This window comes from Singulisphaera photorubra, assembly GCF_045290345.1.
Taxonomy (GTDB): Bacteria; Planctomycetota; Planctomycetia; order Isosphaerales; family Isosphaeraceae; genus Singulisphaera.
This window is the reverse complement of sequence record NZ_CP155447.1, coordinates 6,212,597-6,236,587: the sequence shown is the minus strand read 5'-3', so window position 1 is coordinate 6,236,587 and position 23,991 is coordinate 6,212,597. Positions and strand designations below refer to the sequence as shown.

The following is a 23,991-nucleotide window of genomic DNA, read 5'->3' as shown; positions in this document are numbered from 1 at the left end:
CGAACCCTTCCGATCCCCGAGCCCCCGAGACTTGCATGGGACCACAGACCGACGCCCGGATCGACGCGTTCTGCTCCCCCGAGCACTCGGAGGTCTTCCACGCAATCGCCTCCCGAAGCGACATCTGGAAGGACGACCCGTTCGACGTGGAGACGATCCACGAGGACGCACGCACCACCTTTCAGCGATTGGTCCACCGGGCCACGTCCGCAACGGGACCGTCGTCCGGGCGGATTCTCTTGCTTCAGGGCGAGGCTGGAAGTGGCAAGACCCACCTGATGCGCGCCTTTCGCAACTGGGCCCACACGGGAGGGCGGGGTTACTGCGGTTATATGCAGATGACCTCATCGACGGGGCATTACGGTCGGTATGTTTTGAACAACCTGATCGATTCGCTCGACCAGACCTACGACCAGCGCGTCGGAGAGACCTCGGGCTTGATGCGGCTTTCGACCATGATCGCCGAGAGCCCGAAGGGGATCTCCGTCGACCGGGTCGATCAGATTCGCAACGATGAGCTGGAGCACGGCTGCCTGGCGAAGTTGGTTGATGCCCTGGCCGATCAGGTCGTGATGGACGACCGGTTCAACAACGTGGACATCGACCTCGTCCGCGCCCTGCTCTTCCTGCAAGCGAACGACCCACGAGTCAAGAGCCGGGTCCTCAAGTACCTCCGTTGCGAAAAACTCTCGGACCACGACCGCTTCATCCTGGGCGGAATGGTCGCACGCGACTACGACGACGCCCCCCAATGGCTCATTCAGCGCCTGGGCGAGCTGATGGCGAACGTCGGATCGGTCCCGCTCATCCTTTGCGTCGATCAGCTTGAAGATATCTACAACCTGGATGAGGCCCCGGTGCGGTTCCGCCGGGCAATGGCCACTCTCTGCGACCTCGTGAGCCGGACCCCCTCGGCGATTGTCGTGATCTCCTGCCTCGAAGAATTCTACACGTTGCTCAAGGGGGGACTCACCAAGTCGCTCGTCGACCGGATCGAGAAAGACCCCGCGCCGATCCAACTGAAAGGGACCCGCGAGGAGGGCGAGATCGTCCAGATCGTCTCGCACCGGCTGAGGTCGCTCTTTGATTCGCTGGATGCCCCGTTCCAGGACGACGACCCCACCTTCCCATTCCGACCGGCTTACCTTCAGAAGCTCGCCGGGATGCGGACCCGTGATGTCCTCGAACGTTGCCAGGAGTATCGCGAACGGTGCATCGCCGCGGAAAAACTCGTCGACATCGAGGAGGAGATCAACGATGTCCGACCGGTTCCGCCCGATCGGGAACGGGTCAGCACGACCCACCTCGAGCAAGCCTGGAACGATTTCCGATCCGAGCTCACAGGGGACACCCCGACCGAAGATCCTGCGCTCGCCACGCTGCTGGCCGAGGCGATCCGCGATTGCTCGAACGAGATCGAGCCCGGCCATTGGTTCGAGACCGAGGCGGACAAGCGATTCATCGCCGTCGAATCGCACGCCGCTGATAATAGCGTGGGCCTGCTCGTTGTCGGTGTCTGCAACGGCACGGCCAAGGGGGGATACCTCGGCAGGCTGATCACCGAGGTGGTGGATCGAGCCGGAGAGAACCGGCCGGTCATCGTGCGTTCGACCGATTTTCCAGCCAATCCGAACGCCGCTGTCTCCAAGCAGATCGGCGAACTGATCACTCACGGTGGCCGCCGCGTCGTCGTCGAGGATTCCGACTGGCGGACGATGGCCGCCTTCCGGCAGTTCCGCAAGAAACATCACAAAGACCCGGTCTTCAGCGCCTGGCTCAAGGAAGAGAAACCATTGAGCCGCCTGAAATCGCTCCGGGCGATTCTCGACCTCGATCATCTCAATGCGGTTCAGGCTCCCCACAACGAGGTCTCCCCCGTTCCCCCCAACAAGCACGCGAAGCCGGTCGAGACGTCCCCGGCGAAACCGGTCTCCAGGCCTCGCGTGGAGGTGGCTCAGCCAGGGCCGATTGCCATCGGCACGACCAACGACCGAGCCAAAGGGGCGGTGACCCTGGAGTCCACGGAGCTCACCCGCCATGCCGCGTTCCTCGGGGGAACGGGGAGCGGGAAGACGACCGTCGCGCTCAGCCTCATCGAGCAACTCCTCCTTCGCGGAATCCCGGCGATTCTGGTCGATCGCAAGGGGGACCTGTCCGGGTACGCGAGCGAAGCTGCCTGGTCGCGCCCGCTAGCCGACGCGGCGCTGGCGGAGCGGCGACAGCAGCTTCGCGACCAGGTCGAAATCGCCGTCTATACGCCTGGAAACCCGAACGGGCGGCCCCTTTCGATCGCGATCGCCCCGGCCGGACTCGGCCAGTCCGGTTCGTTCGAGCGGAGCCAGATCTCCCGATATGCCGCGTCCGCGCTGGCCGGGATGATGAATTACGGCACCCGAGGAACCGACCCGGCCCGCCAGGCGATCCTGGCAAACGCAATCGAGCTGCTTGCCCAGTTGGAGCCGGGGGGCTCGGTCTCATTGCCCGGCTTGATTGAATACATCGCGGAGAAGGACGCCGGGCTCGTGAATGCGGTCGGCCGGCTCGATACCAGGCTGTTCGAGCGCCTCGTCCAGGACCTGGAGACCTTGCGGTTGAGTCGGGGCGATTTTCTGGCCGCGCGTGGCGAGCCGATCGAGGCGGAGGCGCTTTTCGGGCTCGGGCGGCACGGGGTCGCCGGCAAGACTCGGTTGAGCGTCATCAGCACCAAGTTCCTCGGAGCCACCCAGGACGTCCAGTTCTGGGTCTCGCAACTCCTGGTTGAGATGAGTCGCTGGTCGAGTCGATCCCCGTCGAGCCGGTTGCAGGCGATCCTCATGTTCGACGAGGCCGACCTCTATCTCCCCGCGACTCGTCAGCCTCCCACCAAGGAGCCAATGGAAGCCCTCCTGAAGCGGGCCCGGTCCGCCGGCCTCGGCCTCCTACTGGCCACCCAGAGTCCGGGCGACTTCGACTACAAGTGCCGTGACAACATCCGCACCTGGTTCGTCGGTCGCGTCAAAGAACCGACCGCGCTGGCCAAGATGAAGCCGATGCTGAGCGATTGCCGCGTCGATGTCACGGATCGTCTCGCGACCCAGGACCCCGGTGAGTTCCACCTGCTCCGCGACGGGGCGGTCACAAGCCTTCGAGCCAGCCTGTCCGCCGTGCTTCCCGAGCAACTCCCCGAAGATGAGATTCTGCGGCTCGCCCGGCAGACCCTGGAAATCGACGGCCGGAGATCATGAAAGATCATGGTATTATCGTGGGCGAAGTCGATGCCGACCGTAAGCCCCGAATAAGCTCGGACGTCTTGGCGAACCTCTTCTTGGGACTCGGAGGAGGTTGCCTCGTTGCCTTTGCCATCGCCGCGGAGATCGGGAAACCACTCGCCTGGCTCGTTGTCCTTGGAATCGGTTTCCTCATCCTGAGCCATTGGCAACGGATGCGACTTATCGCAATCCGTCATCAGAAGCAATTCGGACTTCTCGACGCGCGGGTCCAACACCTTGAGAAGGGGATCAATGCGTTAGTGGAATCCCGCCAGCGAGCCTTGATGTACTGGGTGAAAACGAAGGGGCCCGGGAGTTTGGAGGTGGCTGAGTCGCTCTTCCATCTCGCGTTCATCAAGTCGGATCTGGGTAACAATGATGAAGCCGAACCCCTCTATCGGGGGGCGTTGGAGATTTGGGAGAACGTGTTAGGTCCCGAGAGTGAGGAGGTCGCCGGATGCCTCTCCAATCTGGCGAAGCTCTATGAAGAAGAGGGAGAGTACAGCGAAGCCGAACCGTTGTATCATCGTGCCCTGGCGATCAGGGAGAAGGTTTTGGGAACCGAACATCTGGAGGTCGAGTTCAGCCTTAATAATCTCACATTCTTTTACCATCAATGCGGCGACTACGATCAGGCGGAACATTTCCAGAAGCGAGTTCTCGCCGCTCGGGAGTTGAGGCTGGGGCCGGAAGACCCGGACCACGTCGTCCATTTGGAATATTATGCAGTTTACTGCGATGTTTGCAGCGTGACGCCGAGGCTGAGTCCGTCGAAGAACGTGTCAAGGCGATCACATCAATGAATTCTGGACGATGAGCAGACGCGAAATCTGGATGAACCCAACGGACTGAGCCCCGCTCTATACCATCATGGGCGTTGGTTTGATGTCATGATTCAGCTCGCCCGAATCTTCGGATGGGCGATCCTGGACGCTTTCCGCCTTTCTGAATGGGAATGAAATGCCGGCTGAACCTCGGGTGGCTTCGCATTGGAATTGAGGACTGCGATGACGAGCTGGAAGCGACGAATCCCCTTTCGTGTTGATATCGTGGGTGTCATCGAGATCCTTGGTTCCGCCCTCTATAGCAGGCCCGAATCGGCGGTTCGCGAGTTGATTCAAAATGCCCACGACGCGATCGTGCGGCGGCGGAGGACAGACCTCGGCTATCAAGGTCGGATCGACATTGAGCAAGATCGCGTCGAACACACGCTTTGCTTCCAGGACGATGGAATCGGGCTCTCCGCCGAGGAGGCCGAGACGTACTTGAGCACGCTCGGAATCGGTATCACGGGTATGATGCGAGGCCGTGGGGCCGCGTCGCCGGCCGTTGTGTCGAAGGGGACCGACGACAACCTGATCGGCATGTTCGGCGTCGGCCTCTTCAGCGCGTTCATGCTGGCCGACCGGGTCGTCGTCGAGAGCCGCAAAGCCGAGGACAGCGAAGGAGTGCGCTGGGAGGCCGGGCCGGGGAGTGAGATCGAACTATCGAACATCACGAGGGAACGACCCGGCACGACGGTGACTCTCTTCCTGAAGTCCGAGCACTCCAGGCTCGCTGAACAGCCTGACTTCCTTGAGGCAATCATCAAGGAGTACGCGGACTTTCTCCAGATTCCCATTCACCTTAACAGTTCCAGTGCCCGCGCCAACCAGCGCCATTCGGAGTGGTTCGACCCGACCCCGGACTGCGAGGCACTCGAACTGGAGTTGGAGACTCACTTCGGCGAGACGCCCCTGGATGTGATCCCGATCCGGCGTGAACAACCCACGGCGGTCGCTGGTGCACTCTACGTAACGCCTCAGCGGACGCCCGGCTTCGCGGGAGAATCGGTGGTCACCGCCACGGTGAGGCGGATGGTGATCTCGCGGAAAATTCAAGGACTCCTGCCCGAGTGGGCCCCCTTCTTGCGAGGTGTCCTCGAAGTCAACGGCTGCACGCCGACGCTCAGTCGCGAGGACCTGGTCCGAGATGACGTATTCCGCCAGGTCCGGGCGATGCTCGAATCCCTGCTATACGAGCATCTCGAACGCCTGGCGCTCGAGGACCGGGCGCGTTTGGAATCGATACTGACCTGGCATCGGTACACGCTCGCCGGCGCCGCGCTGACCGAGCGCCGGCTGCGTGACTTGCTCCGCCGGACCTATCGGATTCCCACGTCGCAAGGACTCCTCACGTTCGACCAGATCATCCCGCGGAGTGAGGCCGATCCCCTCTTCGAGGCTGAAGCGAAGTACGTCCTCTGGTACAACACGGATCGTCGTCAGGAGGGGTGGGTCAACACCCTCTTCGGCGGACATTCTGTGCCTTGTGTGCATGCGTTGCGTAGCTTCGAGGAGTCGCTGTTAGCGGCCATGACGGCCGACATGACGAGCGAGGGGGATACGGTCGACCTGCGTCTGGCCAGCCCCGGCTCCCCTGGATTCGCGATGGCCATACTCGGGATGACCGACCTTGAGGACGTCTCGGCGGACTGGCAAGATTTCCTCGGTGCGGACGCCAAGATCCTTTCCGCCTCGTTTCGTGAGGACCGGCCAGTGATGGCCTTTCTCAACGAACGATCTGAGCTCTTGAAGACCCTCGTAGATCTGAAGCAGGCCGAGGCGATCCCGTCTGGATTTCAGAGGATGATCGACGCTCACCTCGGGAATGGCCCGGTCGGACGTAACGAGGTGATCTTGAACCGCGACCACCGGCTCGTCGCTCGCGCCTTGTCTCAACGCACGTCCGCCCCGTTGGCGAGCACGCTTCGTTTGCTGGTGAGCCAGGCGCTGGCTTCGGCAGGCGCATCCCCGACCCGGGCCGCTATCCGGCAGCAAGCCGAAGATCTGGACTGGATCGCCGATGCCTTGTGGGGGCGTCAGCCCTGACCCGCCGTCGTGCCTTGAACCGACCCGAGGATTCACGCTGATGAACGCAGACGAACCGATTCGCGATGATCCGGCCGTCGCACTCGAGACCCTCGAGAAAGCCAAGCACGACGCCATCCTACGCTGTCACTATCGCACGGCCATTCGCCTCTCCGCCGAGATCAAACGCGCGGCCAAGGCCGCACGCCGACTCAGGCCGTACGCCTGGGCGTTGCACACGGTGATGAACCATGCCACTGGACTGCTCGACCCCGAACCGGGCCGGGAAGCGGCCGTCGAGTTGATCGCAATCCTGGAAAGTGAGGAGCTCGCGCGGCAGATTCAACCGGACATCGACTCCGCCGAATATGAGGCGCTGGTCTCCCAGGTCTCGTCCTGCGCCTACGACGGTCTTGGCCATACCACCGCGTCCTCTCGTGGTTATAACTCCGAGGGAGTCCACGACACGATCGCCGAAGGCATCCAGGTCTGCCGTCGCACGGGCAAACTGGAATGCATCCACTGTTTTCGCGAATACGCCGCTGACGTCTTACGGGCCTCCGACGACTTGGAGTTGGCGCTCCATCACGTCCGACATGTGGCGGTCAGCGGCAACCAACGCGATGGCTTCGACCGTCGCTGGGCAGGCGCCTCCGAAGAGGCCACGATCCTCATCATGGCGGGTCGGATCGACGCCGCCGAGGCCGCCGCGCATCGTGCGTCAGAACTTGTCGAAAGCTATCACTGTCCGACCAGTGCACGTCTCCTAACCAATCAACTTCTCGAGACCATCGGTCTTTTGAATGGGGTCGCGGAGCCTGCCTTGAGCGAGCAAGAGGCAAGCGACCAGGCCGCAGCCTTGCCTCCCGCGGACGAATTTCCCAAATTTCACCTCCGTCAATCGATGATCTCAGCCCTTCGCTCCTGTCTCCTTGGTGATCCGACGGCCGCCATCGGGTTACTGACGAACTGGGACCGTCGGCTGAATGACCGCCAGTGTCTGGTCGATTGGTTCGAAGTCAGGCTCCGGCTCATCGCCGCGTACCTCCTCGCGGGGGACGAGCGAAGAGTGGAGGGACTGGTACGGCCACTGGAGGCGAAGGCCCGCGAGGCGCGTGACTGGTTGACGCTTCGCCGTCTCTCCAGGCTCCTCGATCCCAAGATCCCGGTTTCTCCGATTGCTCCGGCAGGTCCACTGCTGCTCAAGTCGGCCGCACACCCGGATCCGACCACGACCGATGAGGCAACGATCGAGGCAGTTCCGGAGCCAGACACACCCACGCCGACTCCGCTCGGCGAGACGCTCGATGCGCTCACCACCCCTCGGGGGGAGGAGTCGGACGCCCCCGTTTTCCGACGCAGAGTCCTCGACGCCCTCCTCGGCTTCGGACCGGACGTGGCCACGCATCCGGAGGATGTGGCCCGCATGCTTCATCTGGCTCGGTTTGTCTGCGACGATCCCGCTGACGCGTCGCGGGTTTGGGATTGGGCCGAGTCGCTCGCTGCCCCGTTCCCGAGGGAGGCGGTGGTCCTCAACCTGCTCGCCGCACTTGGGGATGCGCTACGAACCGCTGAGAATTCGGCCGTGGCCGACCGGATTGGCGCCGATCGAATCGAGCAACTGTTCCGGCAGTCCCTCGACCTGGATCCGAATCACTTTCGCAACTACGGTCGCGCTGCGATTCATTATCGCCAGGTAGGCCAGTTGAATGAGGCCGAGCGTTGCCTTGCACGCTGGCACCGGCTCGACCGCGGCAATCCCCAAGCCTCACTCTGGCTGGCTGAGATCTATCAGCATTCGGATCGACCGAGCGATGCCCTCGCGGTTCTCGACATGGCGTTGCGTGCGGGATTGGAAGCCCCCGAAGTCGCCTGGCAGGCGGCGATGCTGGCCCATTCACTCGAGCACAACGAATCACTTTTGACATATCTCGACAAGTTCGAGAAAATTGCGCCCGGAGAGGATTCGGTTAACTTTTATCGAGCGAGCGGCCTACTTCGGCTCGGTCGGGCCGACGATGCGCTGGCGGCTCTTGTCGAAGAGGAGCAGAGGAGCAAAGGCGGATTGCTGCATGTTTTGATTCTGCGAGCCTGCGCTCTGAGTACGCTCGGCCGGTTGGATCATTTTCGCACGCAGTTGGCGGAGATCATGAGCGTGCGTCTCGCGGGGGTCGAGTCCCTCACCCGTACTGGTCTCGTGAGACACTTTGGCCGTCTTTGGGACGCAGCCAAGATCCTGCCGGAGAATGATCCGTTGCTTGGTCGGCTTATCCATCGGCTGGTGGCAACGGGGCTTGCACCTGATGAACTCTTCGATGGACCTCGGCGAGCGAATCCGAAAGCCGAAGGGCTGAATTTCTATGAAGTCGTTGTCTTCCAACCCCTCGATGAGCATTGGCGCGACTCCGACGACTGCCTGGCGGGAGAAGAGGAGTGGACCGGCTATTCCATTCCCTGGGGACTTTTGGCGTCCGATGAAGACGAGGCCCGCCGGATCGCGCTCCGCTGGCAGGCCCGCTGCTATCCGCTTGAGGCCACACTCGAGAGTGTCCAGTTGCGGGAAGAGGGGTATACCGATCACCCGGGGATCGTCTGGCAGGGAATGCGATCGTCAGTGCCGGCCTCGAAATAGCAGGCCGGCCAGAAGCTTGCCTGCTTCAGACTAGCCCGAACGCCTGGTTCAACTCGGAGATGACCGCGTCGGGCATTCGATGGATCGTGCCCTTATTGAGGGCGAACCCATTGATCATTGCTCGGCGGTGATCGCCTGCTAACGACCCGCCTTGGGTGATACCCCTGGTAGTGATCACCCGCTAAGGGATCTACTCTGACGGATTTATGAAACTTGATATTGCGGACATGGTGGTGTCATTTTGTAAAGTGCGGAGAGGGGCAGAGATGCCCTCTTTCGTTGATTTTACACCGATGACCCGAGGATGGGCGTGTCATGCGTCGAGATGAGATCGAGAAGCGGTTCGTCGACTTGGCGAAGCGCATCAAGATCGAATCTGGTCTCGACAGATTGTATTACCCGAGACTTGGTTCAAGTCTCGCGACCTAGCTGAGCAGCCTGTTGGCGGCCTTCCGGTTTGCCGCCTCGCTTATTCCCCGGCTCTGAACCGCACAAAATCCCCGCCGAGCGAGGCCCATCGCCACGCCTGGCGATTACCCGAATCGCCGGGACGTCGGTGCGCATCATCCCAACTACTCCTCCGGCTTGTCGATCTTGGCATGTCGCCATCGCATGTACGCTGTGATGGTCTCTGCAGCGAACTGGTGCTTCCCCGGCCGGTTCTCGTAGATCCGACTGTCAGCCACCGACCAAGGCTGCTCGCCACTCTCCACCGCGTCCACGATATCCTTAATGACTTCGACGAACGGCCCCTCAAGCGTCTCGGCCGTTTTCATAAGTTCTCGACGGGCTACAGGCGTGTTCGAGTTGGCTCCTTCGTTACGGCCTTCCAGGGCTGCCGCCGCCTTCTCAAGCCGGATCCTACGGCCCGCCCCGGAGTCTTCCCTTGACTGCGTGATTGGTGGGAACTTCCTCTCTTTGGTGGTCAGTGTCGTTGCTGAAGTTGCCTGCAAATTCCAACGGACTTGGTCTCCGTTGAATTCAAGGGAGATACCGGCCCCCTCGACGCTCTCGGTAAGATTGCCGGAGTCACTTGTGATTTTTACTTCCTCCCTAGCAGTCAAGGCCATCACGGCTTCGGCACCGCCGTTGAGTTCATCCCCCTTGTGTTTGTCGCCCTGCCAAGTTTGGACGGTGACCGTCTTTCCGCTACCCCCTCGCGTTTCGCCCGCCGGCCAGCATCGCCAGATGACACATCCTTCCTTCTTGCCGTACATCTCCTCGGCTAGCATGCCAGGAGGAATAGACTCTTTCGTAATCACATATTCCAAATTTTGCCTGGATATTGCAACGTAAAGAGCGTACTTGTGCCTCTCAGCGGGTTTTGTCTTTTCCGTGAAATCGTTCAACACCCAGACTTCCCTGCCCTGTGCCAAACTCTCCGTCACCATGGGTGGGTCTTCCTCGAACGTACCCAGTGTGCCATCGTTCTTATCGATGGATACACCGGGAGCATGTGCGTCGATGGAGGCATTGGGAACAGGTGCGGGACGGCCGGCCGAGTCTGGCTCTTGGGTTGCCACCCCGAGGCAGACCATCCCTAGCCACACTCCCGCCCACGTCCACTTACGCATGGGCGTCCAGCGAGGATGCCGCCAAACGAGAAACAGCCCGAGAGGGAAAAGCAGGACAAGCGATACCGCGATCACAAACCCATTCTCCGCCGCTCTCCGGGCCATACCCTTCACCAGGGACGCGGGGTCGGCGCTGGACGTAGCCCCCATCTCACCCGGTTGGTCGGGCAGCGGAGGAGGGACTGAGGCGGGTGAGGAGGGCAATGGGGGAGGTCCGGACGGCTCGGTCCGGGGGAAAAGCCCATTGAAAGCGCTCGCCGGCCGCCATTCTGTCATCCCTTCCTTCCAGATCAAATCTTCGGGAGACAACTCTCCAGAGGCGGCGAGTCCTTTCAATCCCTGACTCGTGACGGGGCCATGTTGGGTGCCGTCCTTCGCGTAGCGCCATTGGGAAGCCATAAATAGCCGAGCTCCGGCGAAGAGGGGGGGATTTCCTGCTTCGGGATATTTTGCCCTGCCGGACTAGCAGGTCAGCGCATATTAGCCCTTAACCAAGCGAACCCGTTGGGCCTAGTCGGAGTGTTTTTCTGAAGAACCTCGAAATCCTTCCGGGATTTCCAGAGTATCAGGGAATAAGCCAATCCCTGTTCATCTGGCTCATGTCAGGATTTCGAGTGAAACCCAAGATACGAGTCCAACTGGCTAATCGCAAGCGACGCATTCAACGGCGGCTCGATAAGCAAGACCTTCGCGGGATGGAACGCCCGATGTTCACCGCCACCAATCTTCACGACGAGGTCGCCGACCACACGAGCGGCCTGTCCCACGGCGGCATCGACGCCATCGACCAGCGACTCTATCTTTGCCAGATCCATAGTCAGTGTCATGGAGATGTGCTATTTTGTGCGTGCAGCGTGAGTTTTTGACGTTGCGATTGGAGTCGAAGGAGGTGGCCGAGTTCCGCTACCGGCCCGTGGCCTGCAAGAAAGACCACCGAATGGTGGTAATCCGCAAGACCACCGCGCGGGAGGAGGGAAAGGCACGGTTACTGGACGAGGTGCGGTATTACTTTCATATCACCAACGATTGGGAGAGCCATCAGAATTGAGCCCTCGCCGTTCGGGAGTCGAGGCTGGGGCCGGATCACCCGGACCTCGTCGTTCATTTGGACGATTATGCGAGTTTACTGCGATGTTTGCAGCGTGACGCCGAAGCTGAGTCCGTCAAAGAACGTGTCAAGGTTATCCGTGATAAAATTGACATGAATAGAAGATTTCAGGGAAGGCCTGGATGCCCATCCGCCCTCAGTTTTCGCTCGGGCGGATCACCGGCCATAGCATGTCTCACTCCAGCCCGAACGCCTGGTTCAACTCGGAGATGACTGCGTCGGGCATTCGATGGATCGTGCCCTTATTGAGGGCGAATCCATTGATCATGGCCTCGGCGGTCGACTCGAGGACTTCGAGCCGGTCGAAGGCGTCGAGGACGCTGGAGCCGCAGACCTGGACGCCGTCATTCTCGAAGATCAGGACCGGGTCGCGCAGGGAGGTCAACTGGGCCAGCTCGCGGCCGTCGCTCTGCTGGATGCCGTAGGGGATCCGGCGCACGTCGCGGAGGAAGATGTAGCTTTCCGGGATGGTGCGCGGGTCGAGGGTGGTCGTCGTGACGCTGAAGGCTGTCGCGTTGACCGGGTATGCGTTGACCACCGAATGGATATTGAGGTGGTTCTGATAGATCGCCTCATGGTTACGCACAGCGGAGCTGGGAACTTTGCCCGCTTCGATTGCGCCCTTGTGTACGAGAACGATGGCGTGGGGATCGAGGATATTGCGGTCGACCCGGTGAGGGGTGATCAGGAACGAATCCTCGTCGAGACGGGCTGAGAACGCCCCTTCGGTGCTGATCATCAAACGTTGCTGATAACTGCGGCGGACGAACTCGCAGAGTTGCCGGCGCAGTTCTTTCTCCCGGCTCGTGGCCGGCCCCGGTTGGAACGTCGTTGGGGACTCGGCCGATGGCGACGAAGGCTGTCGCCCGGCCTGTTCGTCGTCGAGGTAGCGGACCTCGCCGAGTAGGCTCGCTTTGATGATCGTCTTGGCGGTGAACTCCAGGGTCTCGAAGCGCTCGAAGGCCTCTTGCAGGTTCGAGCCCGCGGTCACGACGCCATGGTTTTCGAGCACCACACAGTCGGATCCCGTCGCGAAGGTCCGGGCGATGCTGGCGCCGAGGGCCTGGCTGCCAGGGAGCGCGTAGGGGGCGAAGCCCGCCTCACCACAGATTTGCCGGGCCTGGGGGAGCAAACGGGTGTCGGGCGTGCGCTGGCAGATGCTGAAGGCGACGAGCGCGACCGGGTGCGCGTGGACGATCCCGCGAAGGTCGGGCCGCGCCTCGTAAATGGCACGGTGGAACGGGAGCTCGGAGGAGGGGGGATGCGTGCCTTCAATAGTTCCGTCTGCCCGGACGTGGACGATGTCCTCGCGGCGCAGGCTCCCCTTGTCGACGCGGGCGGGGGTAATCCAGAGGTCTCCCACCTCGTCCCGGATCGAGAGGTTTCCGCCGGACGTGGTCGTCATCCGATAGCGGTAGATTCGCTCCATCGCGCGCATGATTTCGTCACGAGGGTGGACTAGGTCACGCTGGCGGCTCATGGTGGGGACCCTTTTGCGGAGAGCTGCGGAAGATTTGGAGGCGGCTGGGGCCGTTTTCGGACCCCAGCCTCCCCGAATGGAGACGCGCCCACGAGTGAATCCTTCTTGACGTGTCAGAGGATTCACCCGTTTTCCGTGGCGCTCAATCGATCAATCAATCCTTCAGCGGCTTGATCTCGATGGCGCGGAACTCAACCGGCTCGTTGTGTCCGGCGAAGCCGAAGTGGCCTGAGGTGCGGTTCTTGCCGGGGTGAGGGGAGTTGGCCATGTACTCGTTCACCTGGCTCACGTCGGCATCCACGATCACGGTCCCGTTCAACTCGACCTTGATCTTGGGCCCTTTGACCGTGACTTCCTGGAAATTCCACTCGCCGACGGGCCGGAGATAGCCACGCTTGGCCGGTACGATGCCGTAGATCGAGCCGTGGTACTGCCGGGGATCGAGCTTGGCGTACTTGTCGGCCGAGTCGTCGAGCACTTGAAGTTCGCACATGCCAGCATAAGCGGCATTGTCCGATTCGTTGGTCCCTGGGTAGCGGATTGCCAGGCCGTTGTTGCCACCGGCGGGCAGGCGGAACTGGACGCGAGCGGCGAAGTCGGTGAGTTCATCCTTGTGGAAGAGCACACCGCCCTTGTGCGGCTTGCAGCGGATGGCGCCATCGACGACTTCGTAGTTATTCACCGGCCCGGCCCAGCCTTCGAGCGTCTTGCCGTCGAAGATGGCGGTGTAGCCTTTGTTGCCACGCTCGGAGAGGAATGCGTTGGCCTCGGTGGCCGGGATTTCCCGAAGGAAGATGTTCCGCCAGCGGATCTCGCCACCGTGGGTCTGAAGTTGGATCGGACCACTGGCGAACAGGGGCGACTTGCGGTCCCAGTAGTTTTCCATCTGGGCGTGGTCGACGACGAGCTTGTCGTTGAGGTAGATCGTGATCCGGGCGCCGACCAGGATGATCCGGAAGTGGTTCCACTCGCCGAACGGCTTGTCGGCGACGACGAGCGGGTCGCGGCCAGGCGCGTCGTTGCTGTTATTGAAGAGTCCGCCCGACCCCTTCAGGCCGCCGATTTTGCTGCTGGGGCCTTCCGGGGTGTTGTCCCAGATCTGGACCTGCGGGGTTCCGCGGAGGTAGATCCCGCTGTCCGCCTTGGGGACGGTCTTGTAGTCGATCAGCAACTCGAAGTCGCCATAGTCCTTATCGGTGGTCAGATAGGCCCCATGGCCGTCGTTGACGAGGTCGGCTCCATCGACGCTCCAATGCTTCTTGGCGTCCTCGGTCCAGGTGGCGATCTGCTTCGTCCGCTCTTCCTCGCTCATGGCGGCGAGCTTGCGCGGGTCGAAGTGAGGCATCCCGTGCCAGCCTTCGAGGTCTTTGCCGTTGAACAGGGCCGTGAATCCCTTGGGGGGGACGTTGAACTCTTCCGCGGCCCGCGCCGGGCTGGGCGCGGTGAGAAGCGTGGCGACGCAGGCCGCCAAGGGGAGGAGAGCAGTGGGTCGGAACTTCATGGGAGAATCCAAAAGCCTCGGGTGGTAGGGATCGAGACCGGAGCGAGCTGACCGGGGCATCGATCGGGGGACGCGATCCGGAAGCCCTGGGGGCGTTCGGCTCGTGAGAGCCGGAACTCGTGGCCTTCGGCGGTGTTAGATCGAGAGCTCCGGCCGCTTGGCTCCGGTTTCTAGGAATCAGGCCAATTCGGGAGGGCGATTGTAACGCGCGCCGATCGCTGCGTCAGGAAGGTCCCGCCAACCAACTTTTCCAGCCCTGGAGCGACTGCCAGGAAGGCCAAGGCGATTCCTCTGAATTGCCTTGGCCTGGCCGTTCAAAAGTCACCCGGACGCTGGCTTGTCCGGGTGACTCGAGTTCTTTCACGTTCGGAGTGGACGGGAGAGGCGACCTCCGCCGCCTTAAACGGTCCACCTGACGCCGGGTCGCAGACGCCGGGCCATCAAACCTTGTCCGTCGTCGACGTGGCGTCGTCCCAGAAGATGGCCGAACTCATGCTCGAGTACGGTGAGGAGGTCGATTCCTTGTGGAGTGGGCACGCCGTTCTGGTTGGTGAACTCGCCGTCGTCGTCGGGAGTGGAGTCGATGAACCAGCCGTAACCGGCGGCGTCGCTGTCGAGGGTGATGCCATCACCGTTGGCGAATGCGAGTTCATCGCCGGAGAGGTCGGTGATGCGGATCGAGGTGTCGCGGAGGGCCTGGATCCGGGTTGCATCGACACCCGCGGCTTGCCATCGAGCGAGGGCTGCGTCGACGAGCGTGGGTAAGTCGGTGGTGGTGAGCAGTGCCTCCTGGACCAGCGGACCGGGTCCCGGCTCGGCGAGCAGGGACCCGGCGGTGGAGATCCGGACGGCGTCGGCGATGATGAAGCCGTTGGCGTCGTTGGCCAGCTCGACGCGGAGCATCCCGCTGTTGACGGTGACAGTGCCGAGGCTTTGGAAGACGACGCCGCCGACTGTTGTGCCGACGGGCGCGATGCGTTGGTCGATGCGTACGGTTTTGAGTAGCGTGTTTCCGTCGTAGATTCGATAAGGGGCGTTGCTGGCGCGGTTGCCGCCGGCCGCCCAGGTGACCTGGACGTCGTACGAATTGGGGGGCAGGCTCGACTGTAGCCATTGGAAGACGGTCGATCCGTCGCCGGCCTCGGCGTATCGGGCCGAGTCGCCGTAACCGCCGCCCGCGACATTGACCCACGGCCCCGCCTGGCTCGTCGCCTCCCCCTCGTCGTCGAGAACCGTGGGGAGGGCGACCGGAGCAGCCACGCGGACGGCGTCGGCGATGATGTAGTTGTCGGCGTCGTTGGCCAACTCGATGCGGATCGCCCCACTGTTGACGACGACGAAGCCGAGGCTTTGGAAGACGACACCGCCGACGGTCGTGCCGGTGGGGGCGATGCGTTGATCGACGCGTACGGTTTTGAGTAGTGTGTTTCCGTCGTAGATTCGGTAAGGGGCGTTGCTGGCGCGGTTGCCGCCGGCCACCCAGGTGACCTGGACGTCGTACGAGCCCGGGATCAGTCCCAACTGTGGCCAGTGGAATGCGGTCGATCCATCGCCGGCCTCGGCATAGCGGTACGAGCCGTCGTAGCCGCCGCCCGCGACATTGACCCACGGCCCCGCCTGGCTCGTCGCCTCCCCCTCGTCGTCGAAAACCGTGGGGAGGGCGACCGGAGCGATCACGCGGGCGGCGTCTGCGATGATGTAGTTGTCGGCGTCGTTGGCCAGTTCGATGCGGATCGTCCCACTGTTGACGGCGACGACGCCGAGGCTTTGGAAGATGACGCCGCCGACGGTCGTGCCGAGGGGCGCGTTGCGCTGGTCGACGCGTACGGTTTTGAGTAGCGTGTTTCCGTCGTAGATGCGATAAGGGGCGTTGCTGGCGCGGTTGCCGCCGGCCATCCAGGTGACCTGGACGTCGTACGAGTTGGGGGCCAGGCCCGACTGTAGCCATTGGAATGCGGTCGATCCGTCGCCGGCCGCGGCGTATCGGACCGAGTCGCCGTAGCCGCCGCCCGCGGCCTCGACCCAAGGCCCAGCTTGGATCGTGACTGCGCTGTCGTCGTCGTCGAGCAGCACCGGGACGGCAATCGAGCTGGTGATGCGGATGGCGTCGGCGATGACGTGATTGTCGGCGTCGTTGGCAAGCGCGACGCGGATCGTTCCGCTGTTCACGGTGACGACGCCAAGGCTCTGAAAGGTCACGCCGCCGACGGTCGCGCCGACCGGCGCGTTGCGTTGATCGACGCGCACGGTTTTGCGTAGCGTGTTCCCGTCGTAGATCCGGTAGGGGGCGTTGCTGGCGCGGTTGGTGCCGGCCATCCAGGTGACCTGGACGTCGTAAGTGCCTTGGACTAACCCCGCCAGGGGCCAGGTGATCGTGCTCGAGCCGGTGCCCGCCTCTGCGTAGCGGACCGATCCGCTGGCGCCGCCGATGGCCGCCTCGGCCCACGGCCCCGTCTGGCTGGTCCCGGCGCCGTCATCGACCATCGCGGGGAGTGAGATCTTGATGATGATGGCCGTGTGGATTGACAGCGAGTCGTAGTCGGCGGTGTTGGCCGGCACGAACGTGGCGGAGAGGCCTTGCTGGCCGGGAGTCAGGACCGTCCCCGCGGCTGGCGAGTAGACGAAGCTGCCGGGGACGTTGGCACTCGCGTTGAGCTGGGTTGCGCTCAGGGGCGTGCCGTAATCGATCGCCGCGGGCCGGCCCCAGCCTAGTTCGGGGATGCCCTTGAGCACGTTGATCGGCGTGGTGATCGACCTTGAGGCGTAAACGTAGGTGTTGTTGGGCGTGAACGTGGCCGTGAGAAACTGTCCGGATCCGGCGCGAAGGACCGTGCCAAGGGCCGGGGAGTAGGTGAACGAGCCGTCCACGTCGGACTTCACGTTGTACTGGGCGCTTGTCAGCGGTGTGCCATAGCGGATTGGCGCTGGCGGGACCCAGGAGAGGTTTGGAACCTTTTGTAACCGCGTCGAGACGAAGTTCGAGGCTTGGAACCTGAAGTTTGGTGGGTTAACATATTGATATGTGGCCTGAATGGTGTCCTCGCCTGGGGAATTGCTTGCGAAGAAGCTGAAGGTGGCCAGACCAGCGGAATCTGTGGCCGCTTCTCCCCTGAGGCCGACGTCGGGGCCGGAGACAACGTTGAAGGCAACCAGGGCGCCGGCCAGCGGAGTGACGCCGTCGTCATGGGTGACCCGTGCGATGAGCGTCACCGGCGTTCCGACCTGGGTGGTTGCCGGCAAGGGGTCGAGTGCAATGTTGGTGGTGACCGTCTGGGTCAGGGGTGTTGCCTCGCTACCCGTGAAGAACGAGTCGCCGTGATAGACGGCGGTGATCAGGCGATTGCCAGGATCGGGCCAGCAGTACAGCGTCGCCTGACTTTTGCCGTTGACCAGAGCCAGCGGGACGGGAGTTTGCGGGACGCCGTCGATGGAGAAGATCACCGACCCGGTCGGCGTGCCGCTGCCCGATAGGCTGGCGACGATGGCGGTGACGCGGGTTGTGTCGCCGGATCTCGACGGATTGACCGACGAGGTGAGCGACGTGGTCGAAGCCAAGCTCTCTCCGGAGACCGGGACCGAGAGGGAGTACTCGGAGGTGTTGCCGGCTGAGTCCGTCGCGGTGGCGTAGACGGTCTGGCCGCCGAAGATGCCGGCGACGGGGAAGGAAAAGGAGGCATTGCCGGCCGCGTTGGTGGTCACCCCCGTGAGCATTCCGGTGTAGACGGGTGCTTGCCCACTACTTGCGGGGAGCCTGTAAAAGTCGAGCGTGAAGGAAGCGTTCGGCGTGCTGTTGAGGATGCCCGTGATGGTGGTTACCCCGCCTATGGCGATTGCGGTTTGGAGGACGGGATAGTTTTGCAAGAGGTTTGGGCCGACATGCGGTCCGCCCGGTGAATTCTCGGTGCGCCGGTCGAGGGACTGAGAGCCACCGTAAAGGTCGATGCCGACGGCGGGTGTGGGAGTGGGGGCTCCTGGGACGGTGTTCCCGATGATCGCGTTGCCGCGGATCGTATTGCCCGTCGGATCGACGCCCGTGGTGGTCGGCAGCTCAAACTGGTCCTGGCCCGCGCTGAGCACGATGCCGCCCCGACCATTGCCAAAGATGAAGTTGCCCGCGCCCGGCTCGGAACCGCCGATGGTGTTGTTGTTGGCGCCGTTCCTGATCCAGATGCCCGCGGTGCTGTCGCGGATGGTGTTGCCTTTGACAGCGTTCCCAGTCGTGGTGCCGCCATCGATGAGGATGCCCGCGATCGAGACGGTTTCGCCCCGGGCGGAAATCAAGTTCCTTGCGATCTCGGCGGTCCCACCGATCGTGTTATTGATGGCCCCATTCGTGAGGCTCACGCCGACTCGGCTCACGCCGATTGGCGTGGTGCCGGCGGGGTCGAAGCCAATGAGGTTTCCCTCGACGCGGTGGCCGGTGCCGGTGACCTGCACCAGAACGGTCGCGGTGGAGATGACATTTCCCGCTCCCGGAGTAGTCCCTCCGATCACGTTGCCGCTACCATCGACAGATACCGCCAGCCCGGAGCTCGCGCGCATCCGTGCCGGTTTCGCGTTTCCGGTGATGTCGGGGCCGATGAAGTTCCCCTGAACGACGTTACCATTGCCGGTCACACTGAGGTCGCCGTTCTGGTTTCCCGAGATCAGGTTGCGGGCCGCTGGCGTCGTTCCGCCGATAAGATTCGACGTGCCAGTCACGGACAGGCCGATGCTGTTGGCACTCGGGTTGCTGGGATCGAGCTGATTGGAGAGTCCCGCGGGGTCAGTGCCGAGGAAGTTGCCTCGGATGATGTTGCGGCTCCCCTGCACGCGCACCAGGGTGGAGAACCGGTTGACGACCAGCCCCTGCACCGTGCAGTCGTCCGCGGCGATCGTGAGGCCGGGGTACATGGGCCCGGGGGTCCCAATGAGGATCTGAACCATCGGAAGGGCGTTGATTCTGACCGGCGAGGTATTGGACTGGGAACCGGGCTGAGTGTAGCCATCGATGATCACCGGGCTGGTGATCGTCGGCAGTTGCTCGCTCGTGGCGATGGTCCGCACCCCTGACCCTGGTATGTTGAAGGCGATCGTGTTCGGGCTGGTGAGCGTTCCGCTGACCAGGGCCTGCTCCGCGGCGTTGAGGGCGGAGATGGCCAGGGTGCCGTTAGAGATCTGGATCGCCTCACGCAGGGATAGGCCGGTATCCCGCGTATTGAAGTCGGGGGTTACAGTGACTGTGATCACCGCGAGTAAGCAGCGCTCTTCCAACCCCTCCACCGTCAACTCGCGGCGACGCACGAGCCACCGCGATTTCCTGGCGGCGTCGGTTCGCCTTATTCGCTTCTCCACCTGCCGCCGCGAGCCTTTTTCCTGGTGCGTCATGTGCGACCTTTAGCTAAGAGAATGAGAATAGGGCTGATGGGATTGAGAAGCAGCATTAGGGCCGGCTGGATGCGGCTTTAATTGCCGCTCCCCGGGTTGGAATCCTTCTCAATGGTTCGTCCGCCCTGGCGCGGTGAGCCTCAATGATCCACCCTGGACCATTCCGCCTCGCTCCTCCCGACTTTACGATCGCCTTGAGGGATTCGCAAGTGGTTTCATGCGACGAATCAATGGTTGATGAGTGGGTGGATGCATGGTGGATCTTGCTTTTTCAGCGGGTCGCGAGCTTCTCGTTTGTTTGAAATAAGTGTAGTAGGTGACGATTTAAGAAATTGACTTGAGTTAAGATAGTCTTGGATGACGATAGGAAGAATGGGTTCTCGGCCCGCGCAGTCGTGCCCGTGGTGAGCATCGAAGTACGCCCACCACGAAACCTGGAGGGATGAAACGGGGACGCAGCTCGTTTTCTGTCCACGACTCAGGTTTTCGGACTTTTAGCGGTCGGCCCTCCGGACGAAGGGTGTGCTCCAGGCTCAACTCGCTCGCCTTCTGCTTGACCCACGCGTCGGGGCCGTAGGGTCGGCTTCGCTCGAGGCTCGCTCCCATCGAAGGACGAGGTCTGCCTGGGGGCGCTCGACGAACTTCTGATCGCTAGTGCCCCGCGTCGGGAGCCCAGAACTCCATGAGCACTTGGTTCGAGTTGGAATTCGATTATGTGGGTATGGTTCAACGCTAGCGGCGATCAAGCCAGTGTCCCATGACTGCACCGGCCGTAAGATATTGGAATGCGTTCTGAACAATCCACGACGCAAGGACCTGGGGTGGCACCCAGAACGACGCGTTGATCAGGGCGAAGATCGGCAGGCTTCCGACCAGGAACACGCCCATCCCATAGAGAATCCCACCTCGCATGCCTCGCAGGAGGTCATTCACGCGGTCGGGGGCAACGAGCAGGTGGTAGGCGCCCGCGAAAAGGAACCCGAACAGCAACGGGTGGATCACCATATACACCCGAGTCCAACTCCCCCAGGGACGGAACAACGCTCTGTTGTGGTAGGCATCCGAGACCGCGCGAAAGTATTGCGTAATTACCAGGTGAAAAACTGCGCCAATTAGCAATATGACGATGCCTGCGATGATCCCAGATTTGATGATCTTCAAGGTTGAGCCCCACCCGTGGACGAGGAAGAGGTTACATGCACGTGGCAAACGAGAGAGTATCGCGTCGAATGGAAGTGGGCGAGGCTCCGTGATTCGAATTCGTGACACCACGTCCGTGGGGGGGCGCCGGTTCTAGGAGGCAAAGGAAAAAATGAGTGTTGTGCATCGGATCTGCAGTGAGTTCTCCCTGTATTCTTCAGGCATCAACTGGGAGGACTTGCCCGCGGAACTGGGCTGGGGGGGCAGTGGTAAGACCTGCAAACGCTATCACATAAGCCTGGCACGAGGCGGGGATTTGGGACCAATTCCATCACCTCCTTCTCCAACAAGAACTCCCAGAGGCGGACCAGATCGATTGGTCCCGTGGGGCGGCGACTAATCCGGCCGAGGTCGACGCTTTCCCCTGGACGAATTCGGTGGATCGCTGTTCAATACATGTTGTTCAGCGTTGGGACGGACGAAACTACCACGGCCACCATGCTCTGCCCAAGGCCCAGGCCCTCCATCCACGCCTACACTATGAAATCGACCTTCCTCGCCTTGATCGTGCTGATGATGTCGGCCGCACCGGCCTGGGCCGTGAGCCCGACAATCCGCGGCATCAACCCGGTAGGCGGCCAGCGGGGCACGGAGGTCGTCGTGACCTTCACGGGCCAGCGCCTGGCAGACGCCAGGGAGATCCTCTTCTACCAGCCGGGGGTCATCGCCAGGAACATCCAGGCGGCCCAGGACGGCTCGGTCACGGCGACCTTCGCGATCGACCGCGAGGCCGCGTTGGGCCTGCACGACTTCCGGCTCCGCACGGCGACCGGGGTGAGCCCGTTGAAGACCTTCAGCGTCGGCGTGTTCGAATCCGTGGCCGAGGTCGAGCCCAACAACGACTTCGCCAAGCCCCAGCCGATCGCCATGAACGTCACCGTCAACGGCATCGCTGACAACGAAGACATCGACTACTACGCGGTGAAGGCCAAGAAGGGGGACCGGCTCACGGTGGAGGTCGAAGGCATCCGCCTGGGCCTGACGCTGTTCGACCCCTTCGTGGCGATCATGAACTCCAGGCGGTTCGAACTCGGATCGAGCGACGACTCGGCCCTGATCTGGCAGGACGGGTTCGTCTCGGTCATCGCCCCCGAGGACGACACCTACATCATCGCGGCGCGCGAGAGCGCCTATGCGGGGAACGCGAACTGCCTCTACCGGCTGCACGTTGGCAACTTCCCCCGCCCTACGGCGACGATGCCCGCCGGGGGCGAGGTGGGCAAGGAAGTGACGGTGCGCTGGATCGGCGACGTGCTCGGCGAGACGACGACGAGCCTGACGCTCCCCGAACGGTTCGACCGCAACTTCGGGCTGGTCGCCCACGATGCTCGGGGAACCGCGCCCTACCCCAACGCGTTCCGGCTCAGCTCGTTCGGCAACACGATGGAGGCCGAGCCGAACGACTCGCACGCGACGGCCACGCCGTTTACCCCGCCCGTGGCGCTCAACGGCGTGATCGGCTCGGCCGGCGATGTCGACCTTTACGCCTTCAAGGCGAAGAAAGGCCAGTCGTACGACGTCCGCGTGTTCGCCCGGCAGCTCCGCTCGCCGCTTGACTCCGTACTGTCGATCCACAAGCGGGGGGGCGGCCAGGTCGCTTCGAACGACGACAGCGGCGGGCCCGATAGCTCGGTCCGGTTCAACGCACCCGCGGACGGCGAATATGTCGTCTCGGTGCGAGACCACCTGAAGAAGGGGGGAGCCGACTACGCCTACCGGGTCGAGCTCAGCGCGGTCGCTCCTCGGCTGACCGTCAGCACGCCGAGCGAGGCGCCCCGTCGCGGGACTGGGACGATGGCCGTGGCCGTCCCTCGCGGAAATCGCCAGGCGATCCTGATCAACGCCAGACGCGTCGATTTCGGCGGCGCTCTGACGCTGGCGGCCTCGGGCCTCCCCGCCGGAGTGAGGTTCGAGGCCGACACGATGACGGCGGGAAACTCGGTCGTGCCGGTCCTGTTCTCGGCCGAGGCCGACGCCCCGGTGGCCGGCACGCTCGCGAAGGTCATGGGCAAGCCGGCTGATTCCAGCAAGGGCGAAATCCCCAGCGAGTTCACGTCGACCGCGGAGCTTGTCCTGGGCCAGAATAATGTCCCGTTCTGGACCCGCACGGTCGATTCGCTCGCCGTGGCGGTGACCGAGGAAGCCCCGTTCACGATCGAGATCGTCGAACCCAAGGTGCCGATCGTCCGCGGCGGCACGATGGACCTGAAGGTAGTCGCCCGGCGCAAGCCCGGATTCACCGCACCCATCGCCGTCGCGCTCCCGTGGAACCCGCCGGGGATCTCCTCCAAGGGGGGAGTCGTGATCGCCGAGAAGCAAGACGAGGCCCTGATCCCGATCAACGCGGGCGCTGGGGCCGAGTTGACGACCTGGAGGGTCGTGGTCAACGGCACCTACACCGAGACTCCCACCGGACCAGCTCCCCGCAACGGCGAACGCAGGGGCCGGGGTGCGGGACGGCTCACGGTCTCCTCGCCATTCGCGAAGCTGACCGTCGCGCCGCAGTTCCTCACGTTCAAGTTCGCCGCGGTGAGCGTCGAGCAGGGCAAGGCTGTTGACCTCGCGGTGAAGGTCGACAAGGCGGTGGACTTCGCCGGTGAGGCGAAGGCGACGCTCGTGGGCCTGCCCAATAAGGTCACGAGCGAGCCGGTCATGATCACCAAAGACAGCACCGAGGCCGTCTTCCACGTGAAGACCGAGCCGGGCTCGCCCGCCGGCGAGACGAAGGGACTGATCTGCCAGGTCGTCGTGATCAAGGACGGCGAGCCGATCGTGCACAACCTCGGCACCGGCCGCTTGCGGGTCGACGCCCCGCTGCCGCAAAAGAAGGGCGCGGCATCATCGGGCGGCAAGCCCGTCGCTATCGCCAAGGCCGTCCCAGAGAAGCCGCTCAGTCGCCTTGAAAAGCTCCGCCTAGAAAGCAAGGAACGGACCAAGGCCGCGAAGACGAACGGGGTTTCAGGCGCCGACGCATCGTCGGTAAACGAGTGAGCAATCCCAGGGCGATGTCGGTGTCGGGCCCGAGAAAAGGG

11 protein-coding genes and 2 pseudogenes are annotated in these 23,991 nt (G+C 62.7%); 6 read left to right on the top strand and 7 right to left on the bottom strand.

All coding sequences use genetic code 11. The annotated features are described in order from the left end of the window. Positions 1 to 35: 35 nt before the first annotated feature. From V5E97_RS23480 to V5E97_RS23465, 4 genes are all read left to right on the top strand, one after another. Complete coding sequence (locus V5E97_RS23480; RefSeq protein WP_406693976.1) at positions 36 to 3,224, top strand: ATP-binding protein; 3,189 nt, start codon at positions 36 to 38, stop codon at positions 3,222 to 3,224. After that, the gene (locus V5E97_RS23475) at positions 3,221 to 4,051 is read left to right on the top strand and encodes a tetratricopeptide repeat protein (protein ID WP_406693975.1); all 831 of its coding nucleotides are present in this window, start codon (positions 3,221 to 3,223) and stop codon (positions 4,049 to 4,051) included. Before V5E97_RS23480 ends, V5E97_RS23475 begins: the two co-directional genes overlap by 4 nt. Positions 4,052 to 4,255: 204 nt before the next feature. Next, positions 4,256 to 6,118 carry an ATP-binding protein gene (locus V5E97_RS23470; protein WP_406693974.1) on the top strand — a complete coding sequence of 621 codons (1,863 nt, stop codon included), beginning with the start codon at positions 4,256 to 4,258 and terminating at the stop codon, positions 6,116 to 6,118. Positions 6,119 to 6,158: 40 nt separating this feature from the next. Next, positions 6,159 to 8,729 carry a tetratricopeptide repeat protein gene (locus V5E97_RS23465; protein ID WP_406693973.1) on the top strand — a complete coding sequence of 857 codons (2,571 nt, stop codon included), beginning with the start codon at positions 6,159 to 6,161 and terminating at the stop codon, positions 8,727 to 8,729. Between the two features lie 572 nt (positions 8,730 to 9,301). Here the strand turns inward: V5E97_RS23465 and V5E97_RS23460 are convergent. From V5E97_RS23460 to V5E97_RS23450, 3 genes and pseudogenes are all read right to left on the bottom strand, one after another. Beyond that, positions 9,302 to 10,120, bottom strand: coding sequence for a hypothetical protein (locus tag V5E97_RS23460; protein WP_406701303.1), 819 nt, complete (start codon positions 10,118 to 10,120; stop codon positions 9,302 to 9,304). A gap of 480 nt (positions 10,121 to 10,600) precedes the next feature. Then, a pseudogene (locus tag V5E97_RS23455) lies at positions 10,601 to 10,702 on the bottom strand (GYF domain-containing protein); the annotation flags it as partial. 203 nt (positions 10,703 to 10,905) lie between these two features. Further along, positions 10,906 to 11,130 (bottom strand): hypothetical protein, encoded by a 225-nt coding sequence (locus tag V5E97_RS23450; protein WP_406693972.1) that lies wholly within the window; start codon positions 11,128 to 11,130, stop codon positions 10,906 to 10,908. Between the two features lie 23 nt (positions 11,131 to 11,153). Here V5E97_RS23450 and V5E97_RS23445 point away from each other — a divergent pair. Continuing rightward, positions 11,154 to 11,339: pseudogene (locus V5E97_RS23445) on the top strand (IS1380 family transposase); the annotation flags it as partial. Positions 11,340 to 11,586: 247 nt separating this feature from the next. Here the strand turns inward: V5E97_RS23445 and V5E97_RS23440 are convergent. The 4 genes from V5E97_RS23440 to V5E97_RS23425 all read right to left on the bottom strand — a co-directional run bounded on the left by V5E97_RS23440 (position 11,587) and on the right by V5E97_RS23425 (position 20,770). Next, positions 11,587 to 12,891: a class II aldolase/adducin family protein gene (locus V5E97_RS23440; protein WP_406693970.1), complete on the bottom strand. Its 1,305-nt coding sequence runs from the start codon at positions 12,889 to 12,891 to the stop codon at positions 11,587 to 11,589. 154 nt (positions 12,892 to 13,045) lie between these two features. Continuing rightward, entirely contained in the window at positions 13,046 to 14,392 is a 1,347-nt protein-coding gene (locus V5E97_RS23435) for a 3-keto-disaccharide hydrolase (protein ID WP_406693969.1), read from the bottom strand. A gap of 399 nt (positions 14,393 to 14,791) precedes the next feature. Further along, positions 14,792 to 19,759: a golvesin C-terminal-like domain-containing protein gene (locus V5E97_RS23430; protein WP_406693968.1), complete on the bottom strand. Its 4,968-nt coding sequence runs from the start codon at positions 19,757 to 19,759 to the stop codon at positions 14,792 to 14,794. A gap of 732 nt (positions 19,760 to 20,491) precedes the next feature. Beyond that, complete coding sequence (locus V5E97_RS23425) at positions 20,492 to 20,770, bottom strand: hypothetical protein (RefSeq protein WP_406693967.1); 279 nt, start codon at positions 20,768 to 20,770, stop codon at positions 20,492 to 20,494. A gap of 585 nt (positions 20,771 to 21,355) precedes the next feature. Between V5E97_RS23425 and V5E97_RS23420 the strand changes: the two genes are divergently transcribed. Then, positions 21,356 to 23,950, top strand: a complete 2,595-nt coding sequence (locus V5E97_RS23420; RefSeq protein WP_406693966.1) for a PPC domain-containing protein — start codon at positions 21,356 to 21,358, stop codon at positions 23,948 to 23,950. Positions 23,951 to 23,991: the final 41 nt, after the last annotated feature.